At 64.5% G+C, this 26,605-nt stretch carries 28 protein-coding genes and 1 other RNA gene; 14 read left to right on the plus strand and 15 right to left on the minus strand.

From position 1 onward, the window contains the following. Positions 1-171 precede the first annotated feature (171 nt). From ompA to QPK31_RS14380, 6 genes are all read left to right on the plus strand, one after another. Positions 172-876 (plus strand): outer membrane protein OmpA, encoded by a 705-nt coding sequence (gene ompA, locus QPK31_RS14355; protein ID WP_290423610.1) that lies wholly within the window; start codon positions 172-174, stop codon positions 874-876. A gap of 105 nt (positions 877-981) precedes the next feature. Beyond that, positions 982-1,683: a bifunctional 2-polyprenyl-6-hydroxyphenol methylase/3-demethylubiquinol 3-O-methyltransferase UbiG gene (gene ubiG / locus QPK31_RS14360; protein WP_290423611.1), complete on the plus strand. Its 702-nt coding sequence runs from the start codon at positions 982-984 to the stop codon at positions 1,681-1,683. Positions 1,684-1,699: 16 nt separating this feature from the next. After that, positions 1,700-2,404, plus strand: coding sequence for an HAD family hydrolase (locus tag QPK31_RS14365; protein WP_290423612.1), 705 nt, complete (start codon positions 1,700-1,702; stop codon positions 2,402-2,404). 272 nt (positions 2,405-2,676) lie between these two features. Next, a complete protein-coding gene (locus QPK31_RS14370) occupies positions 2,677-3,297 on the plus strand; it encodes a glycine zipper 2TM domain-containing protein (protein ID WP_290423613.1) in 621 nt (206 codons plus the stop codon). Between the two features lie 198 nt (positions 3,298-3,495). Then, positions 3,496-3,854, plus strand: a transfer-messenger RNA (tmRNA) gene (gene ssrA / locus QPK31_RS14375). A 317-nt stretch (positions 3,855-4,171) separates the two neighbouring features. Beyond that, entirely contained in the window at positions 4,172-4,537 is a 366-nt protein-coding gene (locus QPK31_RS14380) for a hypothetical protein (protein WP_290423614.1), read from the plus strand. Positions 4,538-4,680: 143 nt separating this feature from the next. Here the strand turns inward: QPK31_RS14380 and QPK31_RS14385 are convergent, their stop codons facing one another. Both QPK31_RS14385 and QPK31_RS14390 read right to left on the minus strand, forming a co-directional pair. Continuing rightward, positions 4,681-5,289 (minus strand): type 1 glutamine amidotransferase domain-containing protein, encoded by a 609-nt coding sequence (locus tag QPK31_RS14385; protein WP_290423615.1) that lies wholly within the window; start codon positions 5,287-5,289, stop codon positions 4,681-4,683. A gap of 98 nt (positions 5,290-5,387) precedes the next feature. Then, complete coding sequence (locus QPK31_RS14390; RefSeq protein ID WP_290423781.1) at positions 5,388-6,302, minus strand: DnaJ C-terminal domain-containing protein; 915 nt, start codon at positions 6,300-6,302, stop codon at positions 5,388-5,390. Between the two features lie 180 nt (positions 6,303-6,482). Here QPK31_RS14390 and QPK31_RS14395 point away from each other — a divergent pair, with 180 nt between their 5' ends. After that, entirely contained in the window at positions 6,483-7,892 is a 1,410-nt protein-coding gene (locus QPK31_RS14395; RefSeq protein ID WP_290423616.1) for an MATE family efflux transporter, read from the plus strand. Between the two features lie 13 nt (positions 7,893-7,905). On the opposite strand, the gene QPK31_RS14400 is transcribed toward QPK31_RS14395, so the two are convergent. After that, positions 7,906-8,451, minus strand: coding sequence for a hypothetical protein (locus tag QPK31_RS14400; RefSeq protein WP_290423617.1), 546 nt, complete (start codon positions 8,449-8,451; stop codon positions 7,906-7,908). A gap of 132 nt (positions 8,452-8,583) precedes the next feature. Between QPK31_RS14400 and QPK31_RS14405 the strand changes: the two genes are divergently transcribed. Beyond that, the gene (locus QPK31_RS14405; RefSeq protein ID WP_290423618.1) at positions 8,584-10,803 is read left to right on the plus strand and encodes a S9 family peptidase; all 2,220 of its coding nucleotides are present in this window, start codon (positions 8,584-8,586) and stop codon (positions 10,801-10,803) included. Positions 10,804-11,186: 383 nt separating this feature from the next. Further along, complete coding sequence (locus tag QPK31_RS14410) at positions 11,187-12,392, plus strand: hypothetical protein (protein ID WP_290423619.1); 1,206 nt, start codon at positions 11,187-11,189, stop codon at positions 12,390-12,392. Positions 12,393-12,493: 101 nt separating this feature from the next. Here the strand turns inward: QPK31_RS14410 and QPK31_RS14415 are convergent, their stop codons facing one another. Beyond that, entirely contained in the window at positions 12,494-12,679 is a 186-nt protein-coding gene (locus QPK31_RS14415; protein WP_290423620.1) for a CsbD family protein, read from the minus strand. Positions 12,680-12,876: 197 nt separating this feature from the next. Here QPK31_RS14415 and QPK31_RS14420 point away from each other — a divergent pair, with 197 nt between their 5' ends. Beyond that, complete coding sequence (locus tag QPK31_RS14420; RefSeq protein WP_290423621.1) at positions 12,877-13,971, plus strand: AI-2E family transporter; 1,095 nt, start codon at positions 12,877-12,879, stop codon at positions 13,969-13,971. A 119-nt stretch (positions 13,972-14,090) separates the two neighbouring features. Here QPK31_RS14420 and QPK31_RS14425 read toward each other — a convergent pair whose 3' ends face one another. From QPK31_RS14425 to QPK31_RS14435, 3 genes are all read right to left on the minus strand, one after another. Continuing rightward, complete coding sequence (locus QPK31_RS14425) at positions 14,091-14,267, minus strand: CsbD family protein (RefSeq protein ID WP_290423622.1); 177 nt, start codon at positions 14,265-14,267, stop codon at positions 14,091-14,093. A gap of 102 nt (positions 14,268-14,369) precedes the next feature. Then, complete coding sequence (locus QPK31_RS14430) at positions 14,370-15,005, minus strand: bifunctional 2-polyprenyl-6-hydroxyphenol methylase/3-demethylubiquinol 3-O-methyltransferase UbiG (protein ID WP_290423623.1); 636 nt, start codon at positions 15,003-15,005, stop codon at positions 14,370-14,372. Then, positions 15,005-17,092 (minus strand): M13 family metallopeptidase, encoded by a 2,088-nt coding sequence (locus QPK31_RS14435; RefSeq protein WP_290423624.1) that lies wholly within the window; start codon positions 17,090-17,092, stop codon positions 15,005-15,007. Before QPK31_RS14435 ends, QPK31_RS14430 begins: the two co-directional genes overlap by 1 nt. A gap of 254 nt (positions 17,093-17,346) precedes the next feature. On the opposite strand from QPK31_RS14435, the gene QPK31_RS14440 reads away from it, so the two are divergent. Next, positions 17,347-17,628, plus strand: coding sequence for a flagellar protein FliT (locus QPK31_RS14440; RefSeq protein ID WP_290423625.1), 282 nt, complete (start codon positions 17,347-17,349; stop codon positions 17,626-17,628). Between the two features lie 404 nt (positions 17,629-18,032). Here QPK31_RS14440 and QPK31_RS14445 read toward each other — a convergent pair whose 3' ends face one another. After that, entirely contained in the window at positions 18,033-19,391 is a 1,359-nt protein-coding gene (locus QPK31_RS14445; protein WP_290423626.1) for a hypothetical protein, read from the minus strand. A gap of 87 nt (positions 19,392-19,478) precedes the next feature. Here QPK31_RS14445 and fumC point away from each other — a divergent pair, with 87 nt between their 5' ends. The 3 genes from fumC (at position 19,479) to QPK31_RS14460 (ending at position 21,553) form a co-directional block, all read left to right on the plus strand. Then, complete coding sequence (gene fumC, locus QPK31_RS14450) at positions 19,479-20,873, plus strand: class II fumarate hydratase (RefSeq protein WP_290423627.1); 1,395 nt, start codon at positions 19,479-19,481, stop codon at positions 20,871-20,873. A gap of 75 nt (positions 20,874-20,948) precedes the next feature. After that, a complete protein-coding gene (locus QPK31_RS14455) occupies positions 20,949-21,161 on the plus strand; it encodes an RNA-binding S4 domain-containing protein (protein WP_290423628.1) in 213 nt (70 codons plus the stop codon). Positions 21,162-21,265: 104 nt separating this feature from the next. Next, on the plus strand, positions 21,266-21,553 hold the full coding sequence (locus QPK31_RS14460; RefSeq protein WP_290423629.1) for a DUF883 domain-containing protein: 288 nt from the start codon (positions 21,266-21,268) through the stop codon (positions 21,551-21,553). 41 nt (positions 21,554-21,594) lie between these two features. Here QPK31_RS14460 and QPK31_RS14465 read toward each other — a convergent pair whose 3' ends face one another. The 7 genes from QPK31_RS14465 to QPK31_RS14495 all read right to left on the minus strand — a co-directional run bounded on the left by QPK31_RS14465 (position 21,595) and on the right by QPK31_RS14495 (position 26,504). Continuing rightward, positions 21,595-21,795 (minus strand): YjfB family protein, encoded by a 201-nt coding sequence (locus QPK31_RS14465; protein WP_290423630.1) that lies wholly within the window; start codon positions 21,793-21,795, stop codon positions 21,595-21,597. A 37-nt stretch (positions 21,796-21,832) separates the two neighbouring features. Beyond that, the gene (gene mobB, locus QPK31_RS14470; RefSeq protein ID WP_290423631.1) at positions 21,833-22,399 is read right to left on the minus strand and encodes a molybdopterin-guanine dinucleotide biosynthesis protein B; all 567 of its coding nucleotides are present in this window, start codon (positions 22,397-22,399) and stop codon (positions 21,833-21,835) included. Continuing rightward, a complete protein-coding gene (locus tag QPK31_RS14475; protein ID WP_290423632.1) occupies positions 22,386-23,315 on the minus strand; it encodes a general secretion pathway protein GspB in 930 nt (309 codons plus the stop codon). Before QPK31_RS14475 ends, mobB begins: the two co-directional genes overlap by 14 nt. Further along, a complete protein-coding gene (locus QPK31_RS14480) occupies positions 23,316-24,923 on the minus strand; it encodes an ExeA family protein (RefSeq protein WP_290423633.1) in 1,608 nt (535 codons plus the stop codon). It lies immediately after the preceding gene. A 6-nt stretch (positions 24,924-24,929) separates the two neighbouring features. Continuing rightward, complete coding sequence (locus QPK31_RS14485; RefSeq protein WP_290423634.1) at positions 24,930-25,388, minus strand: hypothetical protein; 459 nt, start codon at positions 25,386-25,388, stop codon at positions 24,930-24,932. Between the two features lie 23 nt (positions 25,389-25,411). Beyond that, positions 25,412-25,597 carry a hypothetical protein gene (locus QPK31_RS14490; protein ID WP_290423635.1) on the minus strand — a complete coding sequence of 62 codons (186 nt, stop codon included), beginning with the start codon at positions 25,595-25,597 and terminating at the stop codon, positions 25,412-25,414. Positions 25,598-25,679: 82 nt separating this feature from the next. Continuing rightward, the gene (locus QPK31_RS14495) at positions 25,680-26,504 is read right to left on the minus strand and encodes a metal-dependent hydrolase (RefSeq protein WP_290423636.1); all 825 of its coding nucleotides are present in this window, start codon (positions 26,502-26,504) and stop codon (positions 25,680-25,682) included. Between the last annotated feature and the right edge of the window lie 101 nt (positions 26,505-26,605).

Below are 26,605 nucleotides of genomic sequence, written 5' to 3' on the forward strand. Positions count from 1 at the left end.
ATCCCGCGGTCGTGCGGTCGTGGCGCATATGGCAAAATGGATGAGAAGTTAATTGCTTATTTCGCAATGCGAACCGTACACGGCTGCAGGAATGTTAATATTCTGCTTACGTTAATGCGAATGACCTGCCATCCAGTGACGGATAGATTTAAAACCGAAAGGAAGAAAAATATGAAGAAAATTGCAACCCTCATGCTCGCAGCTTCGGCCGTGCTGGCTGGCAGTGCGTTTGCTCAAAGCGCACCGCCCTACGCGCCGCTGACCACCGACATCCAGGCGAACAAGCCGTACAGCGCCTACGTCCAGGACAGCCGCGGCGTGATCGCGCGCGATCCTTTCGGCCTGTGCTGGCGTACCGGCTACTGGACCCCGGCCGACGCGGTCCCTGGCTGCGACGCACCGCTGTGCGTCCCGCCTGAGAAACTGGAAAACGGCAAGTGCGTCGCTCCGCCGCCGCCGCCGGTCGAAGCCGCTCCGCCGGCGCCGACCCCGGCACCGGCTCCAGTTCCAACCTCGGAAAAAGTGAGCTACTCGGCTGACGCCTTCTTCGATTTCGACAAGGCCGTCCTGAAGCCTGAAGGCAAGGCATCGCTCGACGAACTGACCTCGAAGCTGGGCGACATGAACCTGGAAGTCATCATCGCCGTCGGCCACACCGACTCGATCGGCACCGATGCCTACAACCAGAAGCTGTCGATCCGCCGCGCCGAAGCCGTCAAGGCCTACCTGCAAGGCAAGGGCGTCGATTCGAACCGCATCTACACCGAAGGCAAGGGCGAAGGCCAGCCGGTTGCAGACAACAAGAGCTCGGAAGGCCGTGCGAAGAACCGCCGCGTCGAGATCGAAGTGGTCGGCACCCGCACCCGCCAGCAGTAATCCGGTTCGCCGGAGGCTGTGATCAAACCCCGCTGCGGCGGGGTTTTTTTCGTCCCGCGCATTTTGTACTTCGCTCCACAAACTTTCCCGTTATTATTCCGTCCTATGACTACGAACGCCGACCCCCTCGAAATCTCGAAATTCAGTGAACTGGCCCACCGCTGGTGGGACCCGACCTCGGAATTCCGTCCGCTCCACGAAATCAATCCGCTGCGCCTGGAATGGATCAATGCGCGCGCACCGCTGGCCGGCAAGAACGTGATCGACATCGGTTGCGGCGGCGGCGTGCTGTCGGAATCGATGGCGCGCAAGGGTGCGAAAGTCACCGGCATCGACCTGTCGAAGAAGGCGCTGAAAGTGGCCGACCTGCACAGCCTGGAATCGGGCGTGGAAGTGCGCTACAAGCTGATCGCCGCCGAGGACATGGCGGCGGAAGAGCCAGGCCAGTACGACGTCGTCACCTGCATGGAAATGCTCGAGCACGTGCCCGATCCGGCCTCCATCGTACGCGCCGCCGCTGCGCTGGTGAAGCCGGGCGGCAAGCTGTTCTTCTCGACCATCAACCGCAACCCGAAGGCCTATCTGCTGGCCGTGATCGGCGCCGAGTACGTGCTGCGCATGCTGCCGCGCGGCACCCATGACTACGGCAAGTTCATCACCCCGGCTGAACTGTCGCAATACCTGCGCCTGGCGGGCCTGCAGGTGGACGGCATGAAGGGCCTGAGCTACAACCCGCTCACCAAGATCTATTCGCTCAACAACGACACCGATGTGAATTACATGGTGGCGTGCAGCAAACCCCTGTAAGAAGCCTTCGAGAACGATGACCTCCCCTGCCACGCCCGCGCCGCGCGCCGTCCTGTTCGACCTCGACGGCACCCTGGCCGACACCGCGCCCGACCTCGCCGCCGCGGTCAACTGGCTGCGCACCGAGCGCGGCCTCGCCCCGACGCCCTACGCCATCCTGCGCCCGACCGCCTCGGCCGGCGCACGCGGCATGATCGGCGCCGCCTTCGGCCTGGCGCCGGGCGACGAAGGCTACGAGACACTGCGCCTGCAATGGTTCGACCGCTACCAGGACCACATGGCCATCGAGAGCACCCTGTTCGAGGGCATCGATGCACTGTTGCAGGGCATCGAGGACGCCGGCATGGCCTGGGGCGTGGTCACCAACAAGCCCGCGCGCTTCACCGATCCGCTGATTCCGCAAATTAAGCTTGACCACGCTGGCTGTATCGTGTCAGGCGATACGATGCCGTTTTCGAAGCCGCATCCGGCTCCCTTGCTGGAAGGCGCGCGCCGTCTCGGCATCGCCCCCGAGCACTGCTGGTACGTCGGCGACGACCTGCGCGACATCGAAGCCGGCCGCGCCGCCAACATGGTGACGGTGGCCTGCGCCTGGGGTTACTGCGGCTCGGTCGAACCGTCGACCTGGGGCGCCGACTACCTGTGCGCCACGCCGCTCGATCTGCTCGAACTGCTGCGTTCGCTTTCAGTGACTTCCGCCCCAGCCGTATCGGTCGCGTAATGTAGGGTCGGCGCTCCTGTGCCCACGCGTTGCACAGCCCGTAGGGTGGACGGCTCCGCCGTCCACGCGTTCAGCCATTCCATTAGAACCACGCTGCGGCTCCTCACCGCTGCCTGAACGCATGGACGGGAAACCCGCCTTTCTCGGCCCGGTCCACCCTACCTCGTCCTTACATCTGATTACGACTGATACAGCCTCAGGTCTACCGTGTAACCGTCCATTTCCTTAATCTGCATCCATCGAACAACGCAACACCACATGGAGCAGAGAACATGACCACCACCCAAGCCACCACCCGTATCCATCCCCTGATGGCCGCCGCTGCCGCCTCGGTGATCATCGTCAGCCTGACCGGCGCCGCCGCCATCACCGGCCTGCTGCCATCGTCGCGCAGCGCTCCGGAAGCGCAAGCCGTCCCGCTCGCTGCTACCCAGCCAGTACCTGCCGCAGCCCAGCTGCAACCGGCCGCGCTGCCAACCCAGCTCGCAGCCGCCCCGGCCCCGGTCGTGGTTACCGCAGCCCCAGGCACGACCACGTATGTGCAGCCGACGAGCGCCAACGCCCCGGTCATCGTGGTCAAGCAGGAGCCTGCACCAGTCGTGAAGCACACCGTGGTCAAGCAAACCGTCGTGCAAAAGCCGCGCGTCGTCGAGCATCGCCCTGCTCCGCAGCCGGTCCGCTACGCCGAGCCGACCTATCAGCCAGCGCCGGCTCCGGCACCGGTCCAGCAAGGCCCGAGCTATGTGGGCGTCGCCACTGGCGCCGTCATCGGCGGCCTGATCGGCAACCAGGTCGGCGGCGGCAACGGCAAGAAGCTGGCAACGCTGGCCGGTGTGATCGGCGGCGGCTACTTGGGCAATGAGATCGCCCAGCGCAACGCCGGCAACCGCTAAGGAATGTGGTACGAAACCGCAGCAGTCCATCGCAGCGGTTCCATCGCTAGCAGCAACCGTAGGGTGGGCACTGTGTGGTGCCGGCATTTAGCCAGCCCCACTGCCCACGCGGAACGATGAGCACAGTTAGCCTCACACATCAAGGCAACAACAGTGCACATACACCCGCTTTGGAGTACAATGAAAGTTCTTTCGTTGGGGGGCGACCTGGTTTCGACGTGGGTTGCAAAGCAGCGCAGGGCATACCGAGGGCTGGTTACCTCGTAAATACACCCAGAAATCAATAACTGCAAACGATAACTCGTACGCACTCGCAGCTTAATTGCTGCTAGCTCTACACTACCTCGCCTCTGGGGTGGGCCGCAAGGCAAGTAGAGTCATTTACAGAGGCTAGGAATCACTCGGGTTACTTGGGTGCTTCCGAAATTTAAGGTAACTCGCTTGTACAAAGGGTGCACATCCCCGTTGTCCAGGTTAAATTAATTGATAGTGCTAAGTATGTAGAACTGTCTGTAGAGTGCTTGCGGACGAGGGTTCGATTCCCTCCGCCTCCACCAGTATTCCGAAACAAAGCCCTGCCGGCGCAAGCCGGTGGGGCTTTGTTTTTGCGCCGCTCATACGACCCTCGCCCGTCACTCCGCAGAGCAAAGCACGTTATCCGTTGAAACAATTGGTGAGATTTGGCACAGGTCAGCATGCCTATAATGACCGCTTTCCAAAAATCAAGACAGTCAACCATGTCCACTCGATGCAAGGCTTGTAACGTCTATCTACCAGCCGGTTTCGTCGACTGCCCAGTCTGCGAAATCCCATCGATGGATCGCCAAGGAAAACCGTCAAGACTTCGCCAGCAGTTCCAGTCGTCATTCCGAAAGTGAAGCTGGGCTGGCGCGAATGGCTGGGCCTGGCAGGTATTGGCATGTTTATCTTGTTCATCGGCGTGGCCGTGTACCGCAATATCGTACCGTCCGAATCCCAGATTCATGATAAGCAGGTAGGCAAAGTACGCCTGAAATGCCAGACCGCCATCCGGTCCCTGGCAAAATTCGGCGGCTACGACACGCCGCCTTATGTCGCCAACGTCGGCAATGGCGACACGTTCCGCTTCGTCTGGCCGCGCGGCTCGTTCGAATTTACCAACGGCTTCGGCGCACGCGAGAAAATGTCCGCTACCTGCGCCGGCGTGATATCGACCGGTGAAATCAAGACGCTAACAGTCAACGGCAAGGAAATCCTTTAACACACGCTGCATTAGAGTAGGAACATTTTTATCCTCCACCGGGGCAGCAACAAGCAAAGCGGGCCCTGCCGGTATATGCCGGCAGGGCCCGTCGAATTTCATGGGTTGACGAGAACAGCAGGCAGGCCTCGCCTGCCCTCCTTTCACGAACTCGGACCCACATCCGCCGCCTGCGGATCCACCCTCAGCTCTTTCAGCAGCGCCTCGTTAAACGCGGGGATATCGTCCGGCTTGCGGCTCGTGATCAGCTTGCCGTCGATGACCACCTCCTGGTCGATCCACTCGGCGCCCGCCTTACGCATGTCGTCCTGGATCTCGGGATAGCTGGTCAGGTTCTTCGACTCCGCAATCCCGGCATCGATCAGCACCCATGGCCCGTGGCAGATTGCGGCGAGCGGCTTGTCCTGCGCATAGAATTCGCGCACGAAGGCCACCGAATCTGCATCCTTGCGCAGGGCCTTCGGATTCTCTTCCCCGCCCGGCAGCACCAGCGCATCGAAGTCGGCTGGAACAGCGTCCTTCACATGCATCTCGACCTTGAACTTGTCGCCCGCCTGGTCGTGGTTCATGCCCTGCACTTCCTCGCCCACACCCTTCGGCGAGATCAGGATCACCGTCACACCGTGCTGCTCGAGAAAGCGGCGCGGCCCCGTGTATTCGACCTGCTCGACACCATCCGTCATCAGCACGGCAACGCGCTTTCCCTGCAGGTTGCGCGGCATGCCGGCGCCCTGATCAATGTTCTGTTCCATACAACCTCCTCGATGAATTAGCAGTGAATCATTTGCCACCGATTGTAGGAGGCCGCATGGACACACGGCGCGCGCTATGGCCTCTGCTAAGCTGCGCGCTATGCGGCACGCGGATTGAACGCCAGATCGCGCGCCATCGCCTGGTAAAAGGCCCGCGCCTTGTCGTTGTCGGCCGGCGGCAGCACCACTTCCAGCACCAGGAACAGGTCACCCGGCGTCGCGGCGGGAATGCCCTTGCCCTTCAGCCGCAGCTTGCGTCCGCTCTGCGAGCCGGCCGGCACGGCAACTTCGACCGTACCCGACGGCGTCTGCACCGCCACCTTGCCGCCCAGCGCCGCTTCCCATGGGGTCACCGGCACCGTCTCGTACACGTGCGCACCGTCGACGCGGTAGCGCGCATCCGGCGAAAACTGGATTTCCAGGTACAGGTCGCCCGCCCCCGCGCCGCCATGTGCCTCGTGCCCCTGGCCCGCCAGGCGCAGTTGCTGCCCCGGCGTCACGCCGCGCGGGATCGTCACGTTCAGGGTCTTTTCCGCCATCGCGGTGCGGCCGGGGCCGGCATGGCGCGGCACGCGCAGGCTCACCGTGCGCGTGGCGCCGTGGTAGGCGTCCGCCAGGTCGATGGTGATGGCCGCGTGAATATCGTCGCCGCGCATCTGGAAGCCGCCACGGCGCCCGCCGCCGGCCTTGGCGAACAAGTCGGCGAAGAACTCGTCGGCCCCGGCGCCGCCGAAGTCGAAGTGGCCGTTCCAGTCCGATGACGAGTCGAACTGTTCGCCCGCGAATTGTCCACCCGCATAGGCGCGGCCGCGCGCGTCGTAGGCGGCGCGCTTGTCGGCGTCGCCCAGCACGTCGTAGGCCTCGTTGATTTCCTTGGTTTTCGCGTCGGCGTCCTTGTGCTTGCTGACGTCGGGGTGGTACTTGCGCACCTGCTTGCGGTACGCCTTCTTGATGTCGTCCGCGGACGCTGTCCTGCCGACGCCAAGGGTCTGGTAATAATCCTTGTATTCCACGGTGCACTCCCAAAAAGCGGTGTTCACGAATGGCTCCCAGATGGGGGCGTACGTACAAAATTAAAGATGGCGCGGTGCGCTCGTCTCCCGCACCATTGCGGCGCACGCCAGACACCGGCCCTCACAAAGTTAGTGCTTAGACAGTAAAATCGAGGGTTTCCAAGAACAAGAATCCGCCCCATGACCACCAGCGCCACGCTCAGCAATTCCCCCTCCCCGGTCCGCGCCGAAATCGCCACGCTCTGGAAGCTGTCGTGGCCGATGCTGGTCGGGCAATTGGCAACGGTGGGCATGGGCGTGGCCGACGTGGCGATGACCGGCCACGTCAGCGCCGAGGAGCTGGCCGCCGTGTCGCTCGGCGCCTCGGTGTGGTCGATCGTGCTGGTGACCGTGATGGGCACGATGATGGCGATTAACACCGTCGTCGCCCACGAAGTCGGCGGCGGGCGCTATGACAAGATTCCGCATTCGGTACGGCAGTCGCTGTGGAAGGGCCTGATCGTCGGCCTGGTCGCCTGCCTCGCCGCCAACCTCGCCACCCTGCTGTTCGACCACATCGGCCTCGACCAGCACGTGGCCGACCGCGCCGCCCTCTTCCTGCACGTGACCAGCGTCGGCATGCCGGCCTTTGCCTGCTACCGCGCGCTGTACGGCTACACGACCAGCATCAACCAGACCAAGCCGATCATGGTCATCGCCATCCTCGGCCTGCTGTTCAACATTGCCAGCAATTGGCTGCTGGTATTCGGCAACTGGGGCGCACCAAGGCTGGGTGCGGTCGGCTGCGCGGTGTCGACGGCGGTGGGCATGTGGCTGATGCTGGTTGCCATGCTGTTGTGGATCAAGGTCTCGCCCGTCTACCGCATGACCTACCCGTTCACGAAGATGGAAGGCCCGGACTGGGCCGAAATCAGGGAAATGTTCCGCCTCGGCCTGCCGATCGGCGTCACCTACTTTGCCGAGGTCAGCGCCTTCGGCCTGATCAGCCTGCTGGTAGCGCGCTTCGGCGTGGTGCAGGTGTCGGCGCACCAGGTCGCGCTGAACTTCGCCTCGCTCGTGTTCATGGTGCCCCTGAGCTTCGGCATCGGCCTGCTGACCCGCGTCGGCCAGGCCATGGGCGAAGGCAATCCGGTACGGGCGCGCTTCGTGGCCTGGGTCGGTGTCGGCATGTCGGTGGCCTTCGGCGTGCTGTCGGCGGCCTTTATCGCAATCTTCCGCTGGGAAATCGCACGCGCCTATACCTCGGACCCGGCGGTGCAGGAAGCCTGCGTCCATCTGCTGCTGTTCGCGGCGCTGTTCCAGCTGTCGGATGCGACCCAGGTCGCCACTGCTTCGGCCATCCGCGGCTACCAGGTGACGCGTCCGCCGATGATCATCCAGCTGGTCGCCTTCTGGGGCTTTTCGCTGCCGTTGGGTTATATCCTGGGTATTGCGCCGGCCTGGTTCGGTTTGTCGCCGGCGGCGCCGATGGAAACCACCGGCTTCTGGATCGGCCTGGTGCTGGGCTTGACGATCGCCGCCGTGCTGCTGACCTGGTCGTTCGACCGCCTGTCGCGCCAGAAGGTGCGGGCCGCCGTCCACGCCATCTGAGAACAGGCCGCAGTCAGCGCACGCTTCCGAGCTCGATGCGGTTGTTGCGGTATTCCCACTTGCCGAACTCGCCAAAGGTCGGTTCGTCGACCAGGTCGTCGACCGCATCCTGTTCGCGCTTCATGCGGTGCACCAGCGCCTTGTCCGTCAGCGGCGCCGTGGTCGCTTCATAGATATCGCGGCGCACCGATCCGTCGACGCCATGGGTGACGACGGTCAAGCGCCGCGCCGCCGGGTCGAAGGCCATGCGCTCGTGCGAGGTGTTCCGGTCCTGCAGGTAGAACGCGCCCTGGCGTTCCTGCGCCACATAGCGCTCGCTGCATACTTCCTTCGGACTGCCTTTCCACTCGCAGGCGTGCAGGATAGACACATGGCGCGCGTCGAGCCTCTTGATCGCGATGCGCCCCTTGGTAAAGCGCCAGTTGGAATCGGGTTCGGTGGTCGAGGACACCAGCTTGTACTGGCCCTCGAACTGTGCCAGGGGCAAGGCCATCGCCGCTGCGCTCATGCACAGTGCGGCCAGGGCCGCGGCGGACTGGGTAATGATGCGTGTCTTCATGGTTCTCCTTATAAAATTACAAACAGTATAGTTGCAAACTCAGCCGTGAAAGGGGCGATACATACTGCTTTTGGAGGCCTACTCTGTTATTGTCTCGTCCGTTGCATTTAGCTAATTTTAACGAGACACACAATGCGCCTCCTCCTTTGCCTCCTGGCCGCACTCGCGGCCGCGCCCGCTTCCGCGGAACGCCTGACCCTCGACCGTATCCACGGCGAGCCTTCGCTTGCCGGTCCCGGCGTGAAAACCCTGAAGGTCTCGCCCGACGGCGAGCGCGTGACCTTCCTGCGCGGCCGCGACGACAACCAGTTCCAGCAAGACCTGTGGGAATACAACATGAAGGACAAGACCACGCGCCGCCTGGTCGACTCCAAGAAGCTGGTCCCGAACGAGGAATTGTCGCTCGAGGAAAAGGCGCGCCGCGAACGCGCGCGCACCGCCAGCCTGTCGGGCATCATCAGCTATAGCTGGTCGCCCGATGGCAAGCAGTTGCTGGTGCCGATCGCCGGCGACCTCTACCTGGTCGATGTCGCCAAGCCGGATGTGGCGCGCAAGGTGGCCTCGGGGAATGTGCTTGACCCAAAAATCTCGCCGAAGGGCCGCTACGTTTCCTTCGTGCGCAACCAGAACCTGGTCGTCATCGACCTGAAGACCGGCGCCGAGCGCCAGCTGACCCAGGACGGCAAGGGCACCGTGCACAACGGCGAAGCCGAGTTCATCGCGCAGGAAGAGATGGACCAGACCACCGGCTACTACTGGGCGCCGGACGACTCCGCCATCGCCTATAAGCGCTACGACGAAGCGCCGGTGCCGGTGGCGCGCCGCTTCGAGATCTTTGCCGACCGCACCGAAGTGATCGACCAGCACTACCCTGCCGCGGGCGACCCGAACGTGCTGGTGGACCTGTTCGTCGTGTCGCCGGAAACCGGCGTGTCGCGCAAGATCGACCTGGGCGCCGACAAGGATATCTACCTGGTGCGCGCCGACTGGAGCGCCGACGGCAAGACCCTGGCCTACCAGCGCCAGACGCGCGACCAGAAGCGCCTCGACCTGGTGGCGGTCGATGCCGCCAGCCTGGCCCAGCGCACCCTGCTGACCGAAACCTCGCCGACCTGGGTCAGCATCCACAACGACCTGCGTTTCCTGAAGAACCGTCCGGCTTTCATCTGGGCCTCCGAGCGCAGCGGCCGGAACCACCTGTATTTGTACGACCTGAACGGCAAGCTGATCAACCCGATTTCCAGCGGTGAATGGGGTGTCGACAACGTGCTGGCCGTCGACGAAAAGGCCGGCAAGGTCTACGTATCGTCGAACCGCGACGCCGTGATCGACAAGCAGACCTATGCCCTGGCCCTGGACGGCAGCAGCGCCGGCAAGCCGGCCCGCATCACGAAGGGCGACGGCTGGCATGAGGCTGCCTTTGCCGGCAACGGCAAGATCTTCGTCGACACCTACTCGAACCCGACCACGCCGCCGCAAGTGTCGATCCGCCGCGCCGACGGCGCCATGGTCGAGTGGCTGCAGCACAACGAGCTGAACGCGAACCACCCGTTCGCCAAGTACCTGCCCGACCTGCTGCCTACCGAATTCGGCACCATCAAGGCGCACGATGGCCAGACCCTGCACTACTCGATGATCAAGCCGGCCAATTTCGATGCCACGAAAAAGTATCCGGTCTTCCTGTTCACCTATGGCGGCCCGCATTCGCAGCGCGTGACCCGTACCTGGGGCAATTACTTTGACCAATACATGGCCCAGCAAGGCTTCGTGGTGTTCCGTCTGGATAACCGCGGCTCGAGCCGCCGCGAGCGCCAGTTCACCGACGTCATCTATAACAACCTGGGCAAGAACGAAGTCGAAGACCAGGTGACCGGCATCGATTGGCTGGCCCAGCAGAGCTTTGTCGACCCGAAGCGCGTGGGCGTGTTCGGCTGGAGCTATGGCGGCTTCATGACCCTGCGCCTGCTGGCGGCTGCATCGGACAAGATCGCGATGGGCGTGTCGGTGGCGCCGGTCACCGACTGGTCGCTCTACGACACCCACTACACCGAGCAGTTCGTCGGCGCCACGCCGAAGTCGGACCCGGACGCCTACGCGCGCAGCGGCGTGTTCGCCCACCTGGATGGCCTGAAGTCGCCGCTGCTGCTGATCCACGGCATGGCCGACGACAACGTGCTGTTCACCAACAGCACGCGCCTGATCGACGAGCTCGTCAAGCGTAACGTCCAGTTCGACCTGATGACCTACCCGGGCGCCAAGCACGGCATCTCGGGCCGCACCAGCCAGCGCCACGTGTATGGCCTGATCGAAGCCTTCTTCAAGAAGAACCTGGGCGGCACCGCACCGCAGTAAGTTTTCAGCTTGTCAAAGCCGGGGCCCAGGCCCCTGCCCAGCTTGCCAAAAAGGCCGGAAAGCCGCTCAAAGAGTGGTGATTCCGGCCTTTATTTTTTCCTTGTGGAAAAAAAGTCTTTCCGAAGAGGAATTAATTATTCCGTAATTACGCAAAAAGTCAACACTGTTTGTGGCGTTCGCGCGACGTTGTTCAACATTTTTTTGCACCCGATTTGCATGCCTGAAATCTCGTTCTTTCCTATGAGAATGTGACGAATTGAACTCGGCTGTTTAGCTTTCCTGTAACAAATTCATTCCACACGGAATTAATTCCTCACGGTATTCTGCATGTTCCTGATCTCACAGACGCTCTTTTCCGGAGCGCGCACTACACGAGGAATACCATGCAATCGATCCGTATCAACACCACCCGCATCGCTTTCGCCACCTCCGCTCTCGTGCTTGACGCCGCCATCGCAGCCCCGGCTTCGGCTGCCACCCTGAGCGTCGGCGCAGGCAAGACCTACACCACGCCATGCAAGGCCTTTGCAGTTGCCAAGGCCGGCGACACCGTCGAAATCCAGGCCGCCACCTACTCGGGCGACGTCTGCGCGATTACTGCCAACAAGCTCACCATCCGCGGCGTGAACGGCCGTCCAAAGATCCAGGCCGGCGGCAAGAGCTCCGGCGGCAAGGCGATCTGGGTCGTGCGCGGCAACGACATCACCGTCGACAACGTTGAAATGTCGGGCGCGAAAGTCGCCGACAAGAACGGCGCCGCCCTGCGCCTGGAAGGTACCAACTTCACGCTGCGTAATTCGTTCTTGCACGACAACGAGAACGGGGTCCTGAGCGGCGAAAACACCGCCAGCACCGTGACCATGGAGTACAACGAGTTCGGCCACAACGGCTACGGCGATGGCTACAGCCACAACATCTACATCGGCAAGATCGCGAAGCTCTACTTCCGCTACAACTTCTCGCACGATGCCAACGTCGGCCACAACCTGAAGACCCGCGGCATCTACAACATGATCGCGTACAACCGCTTCTCGAGCCTGCGCGCGGGCGAAACCGGCAGCACCGCAGCCGGCAAGCCGAGCTACGAGATCGACGTGCCGAACGGCGGCACCACCTATGTGATCGGCAACGTGATCATGCAGCCGGCCTCGCACAACAATCCGGCCCTGGTGGCGTATGGCATGGAAGGCGCGACCGGCGCCGGCCGCAAGCAAGACCTGTATGTCATCAACAATACCTTCCTGAACGAAGACAGCGGCCGCGGCACCTTCGTCCAGATCGGCTCGAGCGTGACTACTCCGGCGAAACTGATCAACAACATCTTCAGCGGCACCGGCACCATCACCGGCCAGGCTTCGGCGGTGAAGAAGACCAACTACCAGTCGCTGGCCCCGGCCTTCGTCAACCGCGCAGCCTATGACCTGCGCCTGACCTCGGCGGCGTCGCAGATCCTGAACGCCGGCTCGAACCCGGGCAGCTCGGCCGGTGGCCTGGCACTGAAGCCGACCGCAAGCTACAAGCACACCGCTTCGTACTCGTCGCGTCCGACCCTGGGCACGATCGACATCGGCGCTTACGAAGTCCAGTAATCCCGCACGCGTCGGGACCAACCGGATAAATAAAACGGCCCCTGGCGTCATCGACGCCGGGGGCCGTTGTTCATTCAGGCCCGCAAGGGCCTGGTTGCCGCTTAGACGCGGTCGATACCGTCTTTCAGCGTTTCCTTGGCATCGCCGTATTTTTCCTGGGTCTTGCCTTCGACCTGGTTCTTCAGGCCCTTCGCCTGGGTTTCAGGGCTGTCGACCAGCTTGCCGGCTTCTTCCTGGATTTTGCCGCCGATGTCTTTCAGTTTGCCTTTGACTTGATCTTCATTCATGGTCGTTCTCCTTGCGTAGTAGGCGCGGTCGATGTGCCGCGCGATGGGTCCAGAATACGCCCTTGCAAAACACCCATCTGTACGGCCACGCACACAGCTCGTCCATATTCTTCAAAGCCACATGGATGCCCAGCCATGCGCCAGGCGCCCCGGCGTGGTGATACTGTTCAGTTATCCTTTTGATAATCGAGCACCAGATGAACGAACACACCTCCCCCGCAGTCCACCCGCGCGACACCGAGGGCATGCCCAAGCGCAAGCTGATGAAGCGCGTCGCCCTCATCGACGGCATCGCCGTCCTCTTCATCCTCGGCCTGGCCGCCGCCTGGTTCGCCGTCGATGCCCTGCTGCTGATCTTTGCCTGCATCCTGTTCGCGGTGCTGCTGTATAAACTGAGCGCCCTGCTGGCGCAGCGCACCGGCATGAAACGCCAGATCGCCCTCGCGCTCGTGGTATTGCTGCTGTTTGCCGTGATCGGCCTGGGCGGGTGGGCCATGGCGCCCCAGATTTCCGAGCAGTCGACCAAGCTGGCCGAGGCCGTGCCGAAGTCGATCGAAAAGCTGCAGGAATTCGTCAAGGAACATCCCTTGCTGCAACGCGTGGCCTCGGAATTGCCGGCGCCGGAAGACGCCGTCAAGCAGATGTCGTCGATCATGCCGAACGCCGGCCTGTTCTTTACCGGGATCTTCGGGGCGATCGGCAACGTGGCGATCATCATGGTGGTCGGCATCTATTTCGCCGCCTCGCCGCATTTGTATACAGGCGGCTTCATCAAGCTGATCCCGCAGCCGAAACGCCCGCGCGCGCGCCAGGTCATGCAGAAGATGGGCGACAACCTGTCCAGCTGGCTGCTGGGCACCTCGGTGTCGATGCTGATCGTCGGCGTGGTCACCTCGGTCGGCCTGAGCCTGCTCGGCGTGCCGCTGGCGCTGATCCTCGGCATCATTGCCGGTCTGCTGGATTTCGTGCCCTATGTCGGGCCCATCATGGCGGGCGTGCCGGCCGTGCTGATCGCATTTTCGATCAGTCCCGACATGGCGCTGTACGTGGTCCTGCTGTTCGCCGGCATCCAGCTGGTCCAGGGCTACGTGTTGCAGCCGATGATCGAGTCGCGCGCCGTCGACCTGCCGCCGGCCCTGATCATCGCCATGCAGCTGGTGTTCGGAACCCTGTTCGGCTTTGCCGGCGTGGCGCTGGCGACGCCCATGACGGCGGCGCTCAAGGTGCTGGTGCAGATGCTGTATGTGGAGGATGCGCTGGGCGACAAGATCGAGGAAGACGACAAGTCGTAGGCGGGAACAGGGACGCGGGCTGCGCCCTTGCAACACAACACAGCCGTGCATAAGAAAACAGCCGCACATAAGAAAACAGCCGCGACGAGCGCGGCTGCTGTTGATCTGCAAGCCCGGGATCAGCGGTTGCCCTTGACGATATCCTTGGCGTCGCCCACTTTCTCCTGGACCTTGCCTTCGGCCTGGTTCGACAGCCCTTCGGACTGTTGCTGGCGGCTGCCGACGGCTTCGCCGACCTTTTGCTGGATCTTGCCGCCGATGTCCTTGGCCTTGCCCTTGATCTGGTCTTCGTTCATGTCAGTACCTCTTCGGTGTAGTGAAACGAAGGCCCACCTTAAGCCCGATAGTTGGGCAACTCTGTACGTTCGTTAACATTAGGGATGCGCATTAAGGTCCACCTAAGGCTTGCGCCAGACGCTGGCCAGCCAGGGCTGCTGTTCGCGCGGCAAGCCTTCCGGGCGGTAGTAATGCCGAAGCGGCAGGAAACCCGCCGCCACCAGGTAGCGCTCCCAGGTCGAGTAGTCGTAATAGCTGCCGTAGCGCGGTCCGTTCCACCCTTCCTCGTTCTGCCCGCGCGGGTTCGAGCTGAACAGCACACCGCCCGGCTTCAGGGCGCCATGTAACCGCTCCAGTACGCCGGGCAAGGCCGCACTCGGCACATGGAACAGCGAGGCATTGGCATACACGCCGTCGAACATCCCGTTCGGCAGATCCAGGTGCAGGAAGTCCTGGTGCCAGACCTCGCAGCCGCTGTGGTCGCGCGCCATGGCCACGAACTCCGCCGAACCGTCGAGCCCGATGGCGCGGTGCCCGAGCGCGCTGAAGGTTTTCAGGTCGCGGCCCGGCCCGCAGCCGAGGTCGAGCAGCGTGAACGGCGCCGGCGCCGCGATCGCATCGAGCAGCGCCGCGATGTTCTGGCTGACGTCGTGGCCGATCGTCCCGGCAAAGAATTGCCGGGCATTGCGCTCGTAATGGTCGAGCGTCCGGCGCGCGATATCGTCCAGCTGTGCGTTGGAATGCGGATCGCCGGCCATCACCAGATACGCACCCTGTCCTGTGGCGCCAGGTACAGCGACTGGCCGGGCTTGACATCGAAGGCCTTGTACCAGCCGTCCAGGTTGCGCACGATGTAGGTGCGGTACTGGGCCGGCGCATGGCCGTCGGTGAGGACGGCGCGGCGCAGCGATGCTTCGCGCATCTTGGTGCGCCAGCCCTGGGCAAAGCCGGTAAAGAACTGGCGCTCGCCGTCGGCGCCGGCTGCCTTGCCTGCCGGCGAGGCTTTGTAGGCGTCGAACGCGGCTTGCAGGCCCGCCAGGTCGGCCTGGTTTTCGCTCAGGGTCAGCTGGCCGTTCACCGCCAGGTCCGGGAAGGGCTGGTAGGTGTTGTACTGCGCCACCAGCTTGGCGGACGCCGCCTTGAAGTGGGCCAGGTCTTCCGTCGTCCACCAGTCGCGCAAGCGGCCCTGGGCGTCGAACTGGGCGCCCTGGTCGTCGAAGCTGTGGCTGATCTCGTGGCCGATGATGGCGCCGATCGCGCCATAGTTCACGGCGTCGGACGCCTTCGGGTCGAAGAACGGCGGCTGCAGGATGGCGGCCGGGAAGTTCAATGCGTTCTGCAGCGGCAGATTGACGGCGTTCACCAGCTGCGGCGGCATCGCCCAGTCGGTGCGCTGCGGTTTCTTGCCGAGCTTGGCCAATTCCTGCTCGTAATGGAATTGCTCGGCGCGCACGGCGTTGCCGAAGGCGTCGTCGCGCTTCACGACCAGGCCATCGTAGGATTTCCACGCATCCGGGTAGCCGACGCCGACGTAAAGCGATGTCACTTTCGCCTGGGCCTGGGCGCGGGTGGCCGGCGCCATCCAGTCGAGCTTGTCGATGCGCGCACTGAAGGCCTCGATGATGTTGGCAACCATCTTTTGCACGCGCGCCTTGTCTGCGGCCGGGAAATAGCGCCCCACATAAATCTTGCCAACGGCCTCATCCATGGCCTCGTTGGTGGCGGCCAGGGCGCGCTTCCAGCGCACCGATTGCTGCGGCGTGCCGGTCAGGGCCTTGCCGTTGAATTCGAAGCGCTGGTCGGCAACCGCTTTCGGCAGCAGGCTGGCATACTGGTTCAGCTTGTGGAAGGCCAGGTAGTCGCGCCAGACCGCCAGGTCGGGCTTCGCCAGCAGGCGCGCCGCACCGCTGACCGCGCCCGGGTGATAGACCTGGAAGCGCTCCTGGCCGGACAGCCGCGCGGCCTTGAAGAAAGCGTTCCAGTCGATGCCCGGCGCCCTGGCGGCGAAGTCCTTCAGGGTCCAGACATGGTTCGACTTCTGGATATCGCTCGACTCCTCGCGGCTGGCATGGGTCTGCGCCAGCGCCAGCTCGAGTTCGAACACGCGGGCGGCGCGCTCGTCGCTCTTGTCGTAGCCGGCCAGCTTCAGCATGGCTGCGATGTGCTGCTGGTACTTGGTACGCAGCTCGGCCATGCGCGTATTGTTCTCGAGGTAGTAGGCGCGGTCGGGCATGCCCAGGCCGCCCTGCAGCAGGTAAGGCAGGTTGCGCGCGGAATCGGCCAGGCCTTGCGCGACCCAGACGCCGAACAGGTTCTCGGTAAAGAAATCGGTGGAATTCAATGGGTCGACGTCGGCGCGCACCGAGGCGCCCAGCGCCCGTACCAGCGCGGCCTTGTCCTTGATCGCGGCAATGTCCGCCAGCATCGGCTTGACCGGCGCCAGGCCGCGCTTCTCGATCGCGGCGTCGTCCATGTAGGCGGCGTAGAAGTCGGCCACCTTGCGCGCTTCGCCCGACGTGCCCCTGGCGGCGCCGAGTTCCTCGATCATCTTCGCGATGCGGGCGTTGGTGTCTTCGGCCAGCGCGCCCATGGCGCTCCAGGAACCGCGGTCGGCCGGGATCTCGGTCTTCGCCAGCCAGTCGCCGTTGGCATAGGCGAAGAAATCGTCGCCCGGCAGCACGGTCATGCCGGCCGGCTTGTCGGCGCCTTTGCCGGCGCTTTTGCCGGCGGCAGGGGCGGCGGTCGCGCCGCTGGCCTGGGCGGAGGCGAAGCCTGAAGCGCCGAGGGCGGCGCCGGCGAAGGCCAGGACGATGGCGGTCCTGGTTGGGGTCCAGCGAGGTGTCATGGTGTTCCTTATCGTGGTCGGGACGTCCTGCATGCCTTGAGCTTCGACCCGGGCATCCGGGCCGAAGTTCTCGGCTGCATATTTCCCATGATATCGCTATGAGGCGGATCAGAGGTAGTGGCGGACACACGGGACAGTCTTGGCAAAAAAAATTTCAAATTTTTTTAGCAAAAGCCCTAAAGTTTCCAAAAGCGCTGCCGTAAAAGGGGGGACAACCGGTCATCCGTCCGGAAGAATATTGCCTCGGTGCCAACATGAACCAGAACGACGTCCTCGCCATGTACGAACATATTGCCGGTCTGACGGGCCAGATGGCCAGCGCCGCGCAATCGGGCGACTGGAACGGCTTCGAGCAACTGCAGGGGCAATGCGCCATGCAAGCGAGCGCCGCCGCTAGCGGCGTCCCTGCCCTGGAAGGCGCGCGCCGCCTGCGCAAGATCGACCTGCTGAAGCAGATCATGGCCAACGACCGCGCCATTCGCGACATCACCGAACCCTGGATGGGCCAGCTCGACCGCGCGATGTGCGCGCACTGAGCGGCGCCAGCCTCGCATCGAAAGCGCCTGCGGGCGCTTTTTTGTTGCGCTGCCGGCAAGGCTGGCGCAAGCAATGCGACCGGATAAAACAAAAAAGGCGCCCGCGGGCGCCTTTGCTTTTGCTGCACCCGGAACGACCGTGTGCATGAATTCGGAGAGCGAACACCAGGCTAGTCCTGGTGCCGCCTCTTTGCCGGTTGCATCCGGCGACGACTGCCGCTGTTGGCACTCGACCGCTTCCGTACCCAGGCGTCTTGCGACGTGCATCCGGTTCCCGCGCCACGCTATCGGTGGTGGCTGCGCCGGACCCAGGGGCCGTTTTTTGTGGTTTTATTAACCAGCGAATTCAGTATAACCGAATTTCCCAGCTTGTGTAGACCAATTCGTGCGCGCCCTTTTCGCGCTTATTCGGGCTGGGTGGCCGGCGCTGTTTCGGGGGTGTCCGGCTCGACGCGCGCGGCCTGTGCCGGGCGTTTGCCGAGCCGCAACGCCATCAGGCGCGCCTTCACGGCCGACATGAAGCTGGGCTTGGCCAGGCCATCGGCGCCGCCGTCCTGCGGCAGCACCACGACTTCCGGCTCGCGTGCGGTTTTCAATACCTTGCCGGCGGCGGCGCGGCGGCGGCGCAACAGCAGCATCCCTGCGGCCAGCGCCAGCAAGCCGGCAATGGCGCCGCCGATGGCCAGCCAGGGCAGCGGCTCCTCGGGCGGCGGCGCCGGCTTCGGCTTGCGGTGGATGCGCGGCGCCGACTTCGGCTTGTCGTCCGGCCTGGCTTCGGGCCTGGATTCGGTCTTGGCTTCCGGTGTTGCTTCGGTCTTGGCTTCCGGTGTTGCTTCGGTCTTGGCTTCCGGCGTGGAGTCGGGCCCGGCTCCGGCCTCCGCCGGCGCTGGGCCTGCCGCCTTCACGCCGCTGGCCACTTGCAGCACCTTGACCTTGTCCTCGAGCCTGCCGAGCTCCTGGCGCAGGGCTTCGTTCTTCGCGCCCAGCACCGTGCAGGCATCCAGCGCGGTCGCGCTCGGCGTCGGCGCGCAAGACGGCGCCGCGGCGGCGGCGGGCCTGGCAAGGTCGGCGGCGGGCTTCTTCCCGTGCTGCTCGATGTTGATGGGCTTGATGGGCTTGATGGGCTTGATGGCCGGCGCGGACGGCTTCGGCGCGGGCGCATCGTGCCCGCTTGCCGCCGCGTGCGCGTCGGGTTCGGGCTGGGCCGGCGGGCGCTTCGGCGGCGCAGGCTTGCGCACCGGTTGCGTCACGGGCTTCGGTGGCTCCGTCGCTTCAGGCGCCGCCACCGGCGCAGGCGCGGCCGGCGCAGCGGCAATCGCAGGTGCAGGCGGGGCCGGGGCCGGGACCGGTGCCGGCGGCGGAGCCGGATCCGGATCCGGCGTCAGCCACAGCGTCACCAGGCGCACCGTGCGCTGGCCGCCGTCGACCAGTTCCAGGTACACGTGCAAGTGCTTGCTCTCAACCGGTTTGACCGAAGCCAGACGCAGGAACTGTTTGCCGCCCTGGCGGATCACAGCAATGTCGAGGCCGGAGAGTACCGGCGGCATGGCGATGTTGGCGCCGCGGTAGACGTCGGGCCGCGCCAGCTGCGCCATGACCGGTTTCGACGCGTCCTCGACCAGGGTCAATTCGACCAGGGCGGAAAGCGGCTGGCCGATATGCGACAGCACGCGTGCATCGCCGAGTTCGGCAGCGTGGGCGGGGGCCAGGACCGCGCAGGTGAGCAGCAGGCCGGGCAGGATGTGATGGGGGCGAATCGCCATGGCAGAGGTGAGTTTGTAGCTTCAGCGTAATTAACGGGTGTTGCGCTACACTCTTTAGCTCCCGCCTACGAAATAACAGGACCGCCAATGGAAAACCGCATCGAAAAAGACAGCTTTGGCCCGATCGACGTACCTTCAGGTCATTTGTGGGGCGCCCAGACCCAGCGCTCCCTGCACCACTTCCACATTTCCAGCGAAAAGATGGCGCCGGAACTGGTGGCCGCGCTGGCCCAGGTCAAGCGCGCCGCGGCCGCCGTCAACCGCTCGCTCGGCAAGCTGCCGAAGGACAAGGCCGACGCCATCATGGCCGCCGCCGACGAAGTCCTGGACGGCAAGCATCCCGAGGAATTTCCGCTGGCCGTGTGGCAGACCGGATCCGGCACCCAGAGCAACATGAACATGAACGAGGTGCTGGCCAACCGCGGCTCCGAGCTGATGGGCGGCGAGCGCGGCGAGGCGCGCCTGCTGCACCCGAACGACCATGTCAACATGGGGCAGTCGTCGAACGACATCTTCCCCACCGCCATGCACGTGGCGGCGGCGATCGCCGTGTCCAAGGAGGTCTTGCCGTCGCTGGCGCGTCTGCGCGCGACCCTGACGGTGAAGTCGCGCGACTTCGCCGACATCGTCAAGATCGGCCGTACCCACCTGCAGGACGCCACGCCGCTGACCCTGGGCCAGGAGTTTTCCGGCTACGTCGCCCAGCTCGAATTCTCCGAGTCCGCGATCCGCGCTTCCCTGCCCGGCTTGCTGGCCCTGGCCGCCGGCGGCACCGCTGTCGGCACCGGCCTGAACGCCCATCCCGAGTTCGCGCCGCGCATCGCCGCCGAGCTCGGCTCGCGCACCGGGCTGTCGTTCAAGTCGGCGGCGAACAAGTTCGCGGCCCTGGCCGGGCACGACGCCCTGGTCGCCACCCATGGCGCCTTCAAGACCCTGGCCGCCGCGCTCATGAAGATCGCCAACGATATCCGCTGGATGGCTTCCGGCCCGCGCTCGGGCCTGGGCGAAATCACGATTCCGGAAAACGAACCGGGCAGCTCCATCATGCCGGGCAAGGTGAATCCGACCCAGTGCGAAGCGATGACGATGCTGTGCTGCCAGGTATTCGGCAACGACGTCGCGATCACCATCGGCGGTTCGCAGGGCAACTTCGAGCTGAACGTGTTCAAGCCCATGATTGCGCACAATTTCCTGCAAAGTGCGCGCCTGCTGGCCGACGGCATGCGCTCCTTCGACGAGCATTGCGCCCAGGGCATCGCACCGAACCGTGCCCGCATCGGCGAGCTCATGGAGCAATCGCTGATGCTGGTGACCGCACTGGCGCCGCACATCGGGTATGATCGCGCCGCGCAAATCGCCAAGCACGCCCAGCACGAAGGCATCACGCTGCGCGAGGCGGCCCTGCAATCGGGCCACGTCAGCGCGGAACAGTTTAATCAGTGGATTGTTCCGATCGACATGACGCGGCCGGACCCGGCATGAGGCTATGTGGGGCGATGCGCATGAACCGAAGTGGCGTTCTCAACCGTACGCCCCACAATTTTTCCCGAGGATAGAATGCAAAAGACAACTTTCGAACTGACATCCGAGTTCGTTGAACTCAACCAGCTGCTGAAACTGGTGGGTTTGTGCGACAGCGGCGGCGCCGGCAAGAACATCGTGGCCAGCGGCGTGGTGTCGGTCGATGGCAAGCAGGAACTGCGCAAGACCGCCAAGATCCGCGCCGGCCAGCGCGTGACCGTGGGCGACGTGCAGATTACTGTGGCGTAAATGGGGCTGCCGGGCTGAGCTTCGTGCGTTTGCGATCAGACAAACGCGACCGGAAGTCCTTGTTTATATTTTAAGACGTGACTAACCGGCTTAGGGTGAAAGCAATGGAAACTCCGGACGACAACCACCCGCAAACGCAGGAGCGGCTGATCGGCGACCTGCGTCTCGTGATCGAGAACGCGGAAGAGCTGCTGAAGAACACCGACCAGTACACCAGCGTGCTGTACCAGAACGCGCGCGCCAAGCTGGCCATGGCGCTGAATGCCGCCAACGAAGAACTCGAACGCTTCGAAGACGCGCAACTGACCCGCATGATGGAAGCCACGCGCCAGGCCAACGAGCGCTACGCCGACGCTTCCGGCGAAGCGCGCATCCTGCGCGCCTTCCACTAAACCCATGTAAAAACGCCGCGTCATGACGCGGCGTTTGTCGTTCAGGCGGTGGTATTGATGGTATTGCCCAAATGCGCCGGCAGGTTTTGCGCCGGCTGCGGCGGCTGGATCGCATCGAGCAGCTGGGTGGCGTGGTTACGCTGGATGTCTTGCTGCTTCTTCAGCATGGTCATCGCAACTTCTTCCTTGTTACCGGTTTCTGCCATGGTGGTGGACAGCTTGGCGATGGCGAGGACGTCCATTTCAATCTCCTGGTGAGGGGTATCCTTTCTTAACGGCTTAACCACCGGAAACTTTAGGGTTTGGCATCATCCAGTTGCTGAGCCAAGCCAAGACGCTGTCGTGCGCATTCAGGTCCAGCCAGGCCGTGCCAGGCGCCAGCTTGCCGGGTGCCGGTACATCCGAGGCCACGGCCACCACCAGCGGATCGTCGGGATACAAAGGCGGCCGTCCCAGCCCGGGCCGGAACACTTCCAGCTTCGGCAGCGCTTCCCATTTATAACCTTCCACCAGCGTCAGGTCGGCCGGACTCAGGCGTAATAGCTGCTCCCGCAGGCTCGGTTCGCCCTCCCCGCGCAACTCGCGCATGATGGCGTAGCGGTAGGGCGACGCGATCATCACCTCGGCCGCGCCGGCCATGCGCAGACGTGCGCTGTCCTTTTGCGGCGGTTCGAGCACGATGTCGTGGTGGCTGTGCTTGAGGACGTTCACGCGCAGGCCGCGCTGCGCCAGGGCGCCGACCAGGAATTCGAGCAGGGTCGTCTTGCCGCTGCCGGACCAGCCGACCACGGCCAGCACCGGTCCGCGCCCATCGTCGCGCGCAACGCCGCAATCAATAAGCGACACGATAGCGGGTACCCCGGTAATTCATCACGGCATATTTCGGCATCAGGCGCTCCAGCACCAGGCCGGGCGCCAGTTCTTCGCCCTCGCGGCGCAGCATCTTGTCGACCAGCAGCAGGCGGTCGGCCGGATTCGGCGAATAAATATAACCGCCGACACTCACCCGCGGCACTTCACGCTGTATCGCCTCGGGCAATTGCTGCAAGGTGCGCAGGTTGTCCTCGACCGGCTCGGGCGGGCGGGCCGCCGGGGCCGGATCGGGCGCACGGGCAGGCGTTGGCGCCGGCAGGTAGACGGCTTCCGGGCTGTTGCCGGCAGCCGCGGGCGCGGGCGCGTTGCGCGAAGCGGCCACCAGCGTGCGCTCGGGCGGCGCCGGCTTGCGCGACGCTGTCGCTGGCCCGACAGCTGGCTCGGCGGCAGGCCGGGCGGCAGGCGGACGCGTTGCCGCCAGCGTTTCCGCTGGGGGCGCCGCGCGGCGTACCTCGCGCGAGTCCGCCACAGGCGCCGGCGCATCGCTGGCTGGCGCCACGGCAAGCCCTGCGCCAGCGGAGGCCGGCGGCGGCACGCCCGGTGCAAGCGTGGGCGCAGGTGCGGGCGCAGGCGCGGCCGGCAGGCTGGAAGGCGACTGTTCCGAGGCAGGAACCGGCGCAGCCGCAGCGGGCGCCTCCCGGCCCGGCGCCGGCGCATTCGCCGCCAGCACGGCCGCCGGTGCGGATGCCGGCGCCTGCGCACGCCAGGCCAGTATGCCCGCGATGCCGGCGATCGCGATCCCGGCCGACAGGCCGACCAGGAGCGGCGTGCGGCTGGCGCGCGTTGCCGCCGCCGGCACGTGGGTGGGCGCCGGCGCGTGGATATCGGGCGCGCTGCCCAGCTGGCGTTCGGCCTGCGCCTTCTTGAGTGCTTCGAGAATGTACGACATTTATTGTCCCGTCCTGGCGGCGGCAAGCAGGCGCGGCTCAGTCACGCCGCCCAGCTGGTTCAGGCGCATGAAGGTGCGCGGTCCGGCCACGCCGTCGGCCTTCAGGTTCTGTTTGGTCTGGAAGGCGCGCAGCCATTCCTGGGTGCGCGCGCTGAAAGGCTGCTGCGCCGGGGGCGGCGCGGCGCCGGCAAGGCGCGCCAGCTGGCTGGCCAGCCAGTCGACGTCCGGCCCCTGGTCGCCGACGGCGAGCTGGTCGCGGAAACTGCGCGCGACCTTCCAGTAGGTGGTGAATTCGCCGGTGAAGCGCAGCGCCAGCGCGGCCAGTTCCATGCGCTCGCGCTTGCCGTTTGCGTCGAAGGTGGCGGCCTGCTCGTCCATGCCGACCAGCACGGCGTAAGTGGTCCTGGCGCCGTCGCGCAGGGTGAGCACGGCCGGCCGGTCGAGCTGGCGCAGTTCGAACAGCCCGCCCTTGCCCTGGTGGCAGCGCAGGTTCAGGCGCAGCGCCGCCTGGCAGGGTTCACCCGACGGCAGCGTTTCGCCCCACAGGCTGGCCAGGGCGCGCAGCGCCGCCGCTTCATCCGACTGCCCCGGCAGCGAGCCGGCCCTGGCGACAGGGGCCGCCGCCTGGACCGGCTTGATCTTCTGCATCGGGGCAGGCGCGGATGCCGCCTGCACCGGCGCCCCATGCGGCAAGACCTGCCAGGCCGCCGCCGCGCTGAGGACGGCGCCGGCCAGCACGCCGCCCGCCACCAGCGGCCAGCGCAGTGCGGGCCGGGCACCCGCGCCGGCAAGGGCTTCGCCGGCGAACACCTCGGCCGCCGCCGTGCGCAGGATCTTGCGCGTGACCTCGCGGCTGTTCTCGACATAGGCGCCCAGCAAGGCGCGGTCGCACAACAAATTGATACGGCGCGGCACGCCGTGGGTGATGCGGTGCACCAGCGGCACCACGGACTGCGGGAACACCGGCGCGCCCTGGAAACCGGCCACCGCCATCCGGTGCGCGATGTAGGCGCCGGTTTCCGGTTCGGACAGCGGCCCCAGGTGGTAGCGCGCGATCACGCGCTGGGCCAGTTGTTCCAGCTCGGGACGCGCCAGCATGGTGCGCAGTTCCGGCTGGCCGATCAGGATGATCTGCAGCAGCTTGCGTTCGCTGGTTTCCAGATTGGTCAGCAGGCGCAATTGCTCCAGTACCTCGGGCGACAAATTCTGGGCTTCGTCGATGACGAGCACATTGTTGCGCCCCTGGGCGTGCGAGGCCAGCAGGTGGTCGTTGATGGCGTCGACATAGGCCTTCACGCCGCCCTGCCCCGCCGGCACGGCGATGCGGAATTCCTCGCAGACCGACTGCAGCAGCTCGGCCACGGTCAGCTTGGGATTGAAGATGTAGGCCAGGCTGCAATTATCCGGCACCTGCTCGATGAAGCAGCGGCAGACCGTGGTCTTGCCGGCGCCGATTTCGCCGGTCAGCAGCACGAAGCCGCCGCCGCTGCCGATGCCGTACAGCAGGTGGGCCAGCGCCTCGCGGTGGCGCTCGCTCATGAACAGGTAGCGCGGGTCGGGCGCGATCGAGAATGGCGCGCCCTTCAGGCTGAAGTAATGGTTGTACATGAAAAGCTAAGGTGCCGGCGGCAAGGGTTTGTATCTTGCGCAGTATATTTTGGATTTGTCGTTCTGATAAGCGATGACGCTGCCGGGGTTTGATACGCGTAAGGGATAGGGCGAGGCGTCGACGGCGCGGTGGCGGATGCCGGCGCTGCTGCGGATCGCTTCGGCCAGCTCTTCCGGCTTGCTGTCGGTGACGGCGGCCACGAACACCAGTTCGCTGGTGTCGTCGCTGACCATGATTTCCTTGACCGGCTTGCCCCACAGGGTGCCGTCGAGCTTGAACCAGTAGGCGCCCGCCTCATGCTTGTAGGCCGGGCCGAAGGCGGTGGTCAGATAGGAATGGAAATAGGCGTTGTCGAGCTGGCTACGGCAGAGCAAGGCGCTGCCGACGGTCGGCTCGAAAGTCGACGGCAATGCCGCTGCGGTAACGCAGGCCAGGGCCAGCACGGCGCCTGCGCCAGCGCGCACCAGGCATGCCGCTCGGCGCAGCATCACGCCTTCGACAACCAGTGACGGTTGGCGGCGATCTGTGCCTTGGCCGCGGCCGGCAAGGCTTCGTAGCAGCCCGGATGCTGCTTCAGGGCGTGCTCGCGCACCTCTTTTTCGAGGCCGTTTACGATAAACACGTAGACAATGGCGCCGGTGCCGTTCTTGCGCGTGCCCATGTAACGAATCACTTGTTCTTCCTCTCACTCGGCGTTCGCTGCGGAACGCACATTATGACAGCTCCGCCCCGCGATCGACAGGACGGCAGCTGCCTCATGCGCTCTTCGCCCGCACCGGGCGCCAGGACGCACTGTTGTCTTGCAGCCAATCTTCGATCAGCTTGCGGTTATCGTGCCGCCACGGATGAAAGCGTGGCGACAAATATGCCAGCACCGGTTTCGCCAGGTGCCAGGCCAGCCCGCTGCGCCCGAACCAGGTGTTGACGGCGCTGCCCCAGGTACGCAGGCGGAACAACTGGCCGTCGTTGCGCAGGTTGTGCATGGTTTGCATGAAGCTGTCGTACGCAAACACCATGCTTGCGTGCAGGTACCAGGCCACCCGGCGCCAGTAGCCGCCGCCGGCCGCCACATAGGCGTCGAACGCAACACCCTTGTGCTCGGTTTCCTCGACCGCATGCCAGTACCACAGGGTTTTCATGTGCGGCTCGGCGCCATCGAGCCAATCGGGGCGGCGCAGCACGCCGTCGGCCAGCACCGCCGTGTAGTGTTCCAGCGCACACGTGATCGCCAGGCGGTCGAGCACTCCCAGCTTATCGACACGCGCGAGCCTTTTCTTGAGTTTTTCTTCGCGCGTGTAAGGCAAGCCGTGCTGTTCCAGCCCCTTGTTGTACTGCGTGTGCAGGTGGCGGTGGGTGGCTTCCTGGCCGATGAAATCCCTGACCTCGGCGCGCAAGACCGGATCCGTCAGGCATGCCTGGGGTACGTCGCGCACCGCGTCGATGAACAATTGCTCACCGCGCGGGAAGCTCATCGACAAGGCGTTGAACAACTGGGTGCGGTAGGCGTCGCCGCCATTCCAGTGGCGCCCGAAACCTTGGGACAGGTCAACGTCGATCTTGCGGACAGTCAGCGTGGACATGCGAACTCCTCATCAATGCGTGCATCCTACATGCAGGCGAACAAACGGGAAGACAAGTGCGGCTCAGTTCCCTTCTTCGACCACTGAACCCTTCGATTCGT

It is taken from the genome of Massilia sp. YIM B02769 (assembly GCF_030411995.1).
GTDB lineage: Bacteria > Pseudomonadota > Gammaproteobacteria > Burkholderiales > Burkholderiaceae_D > Telluria.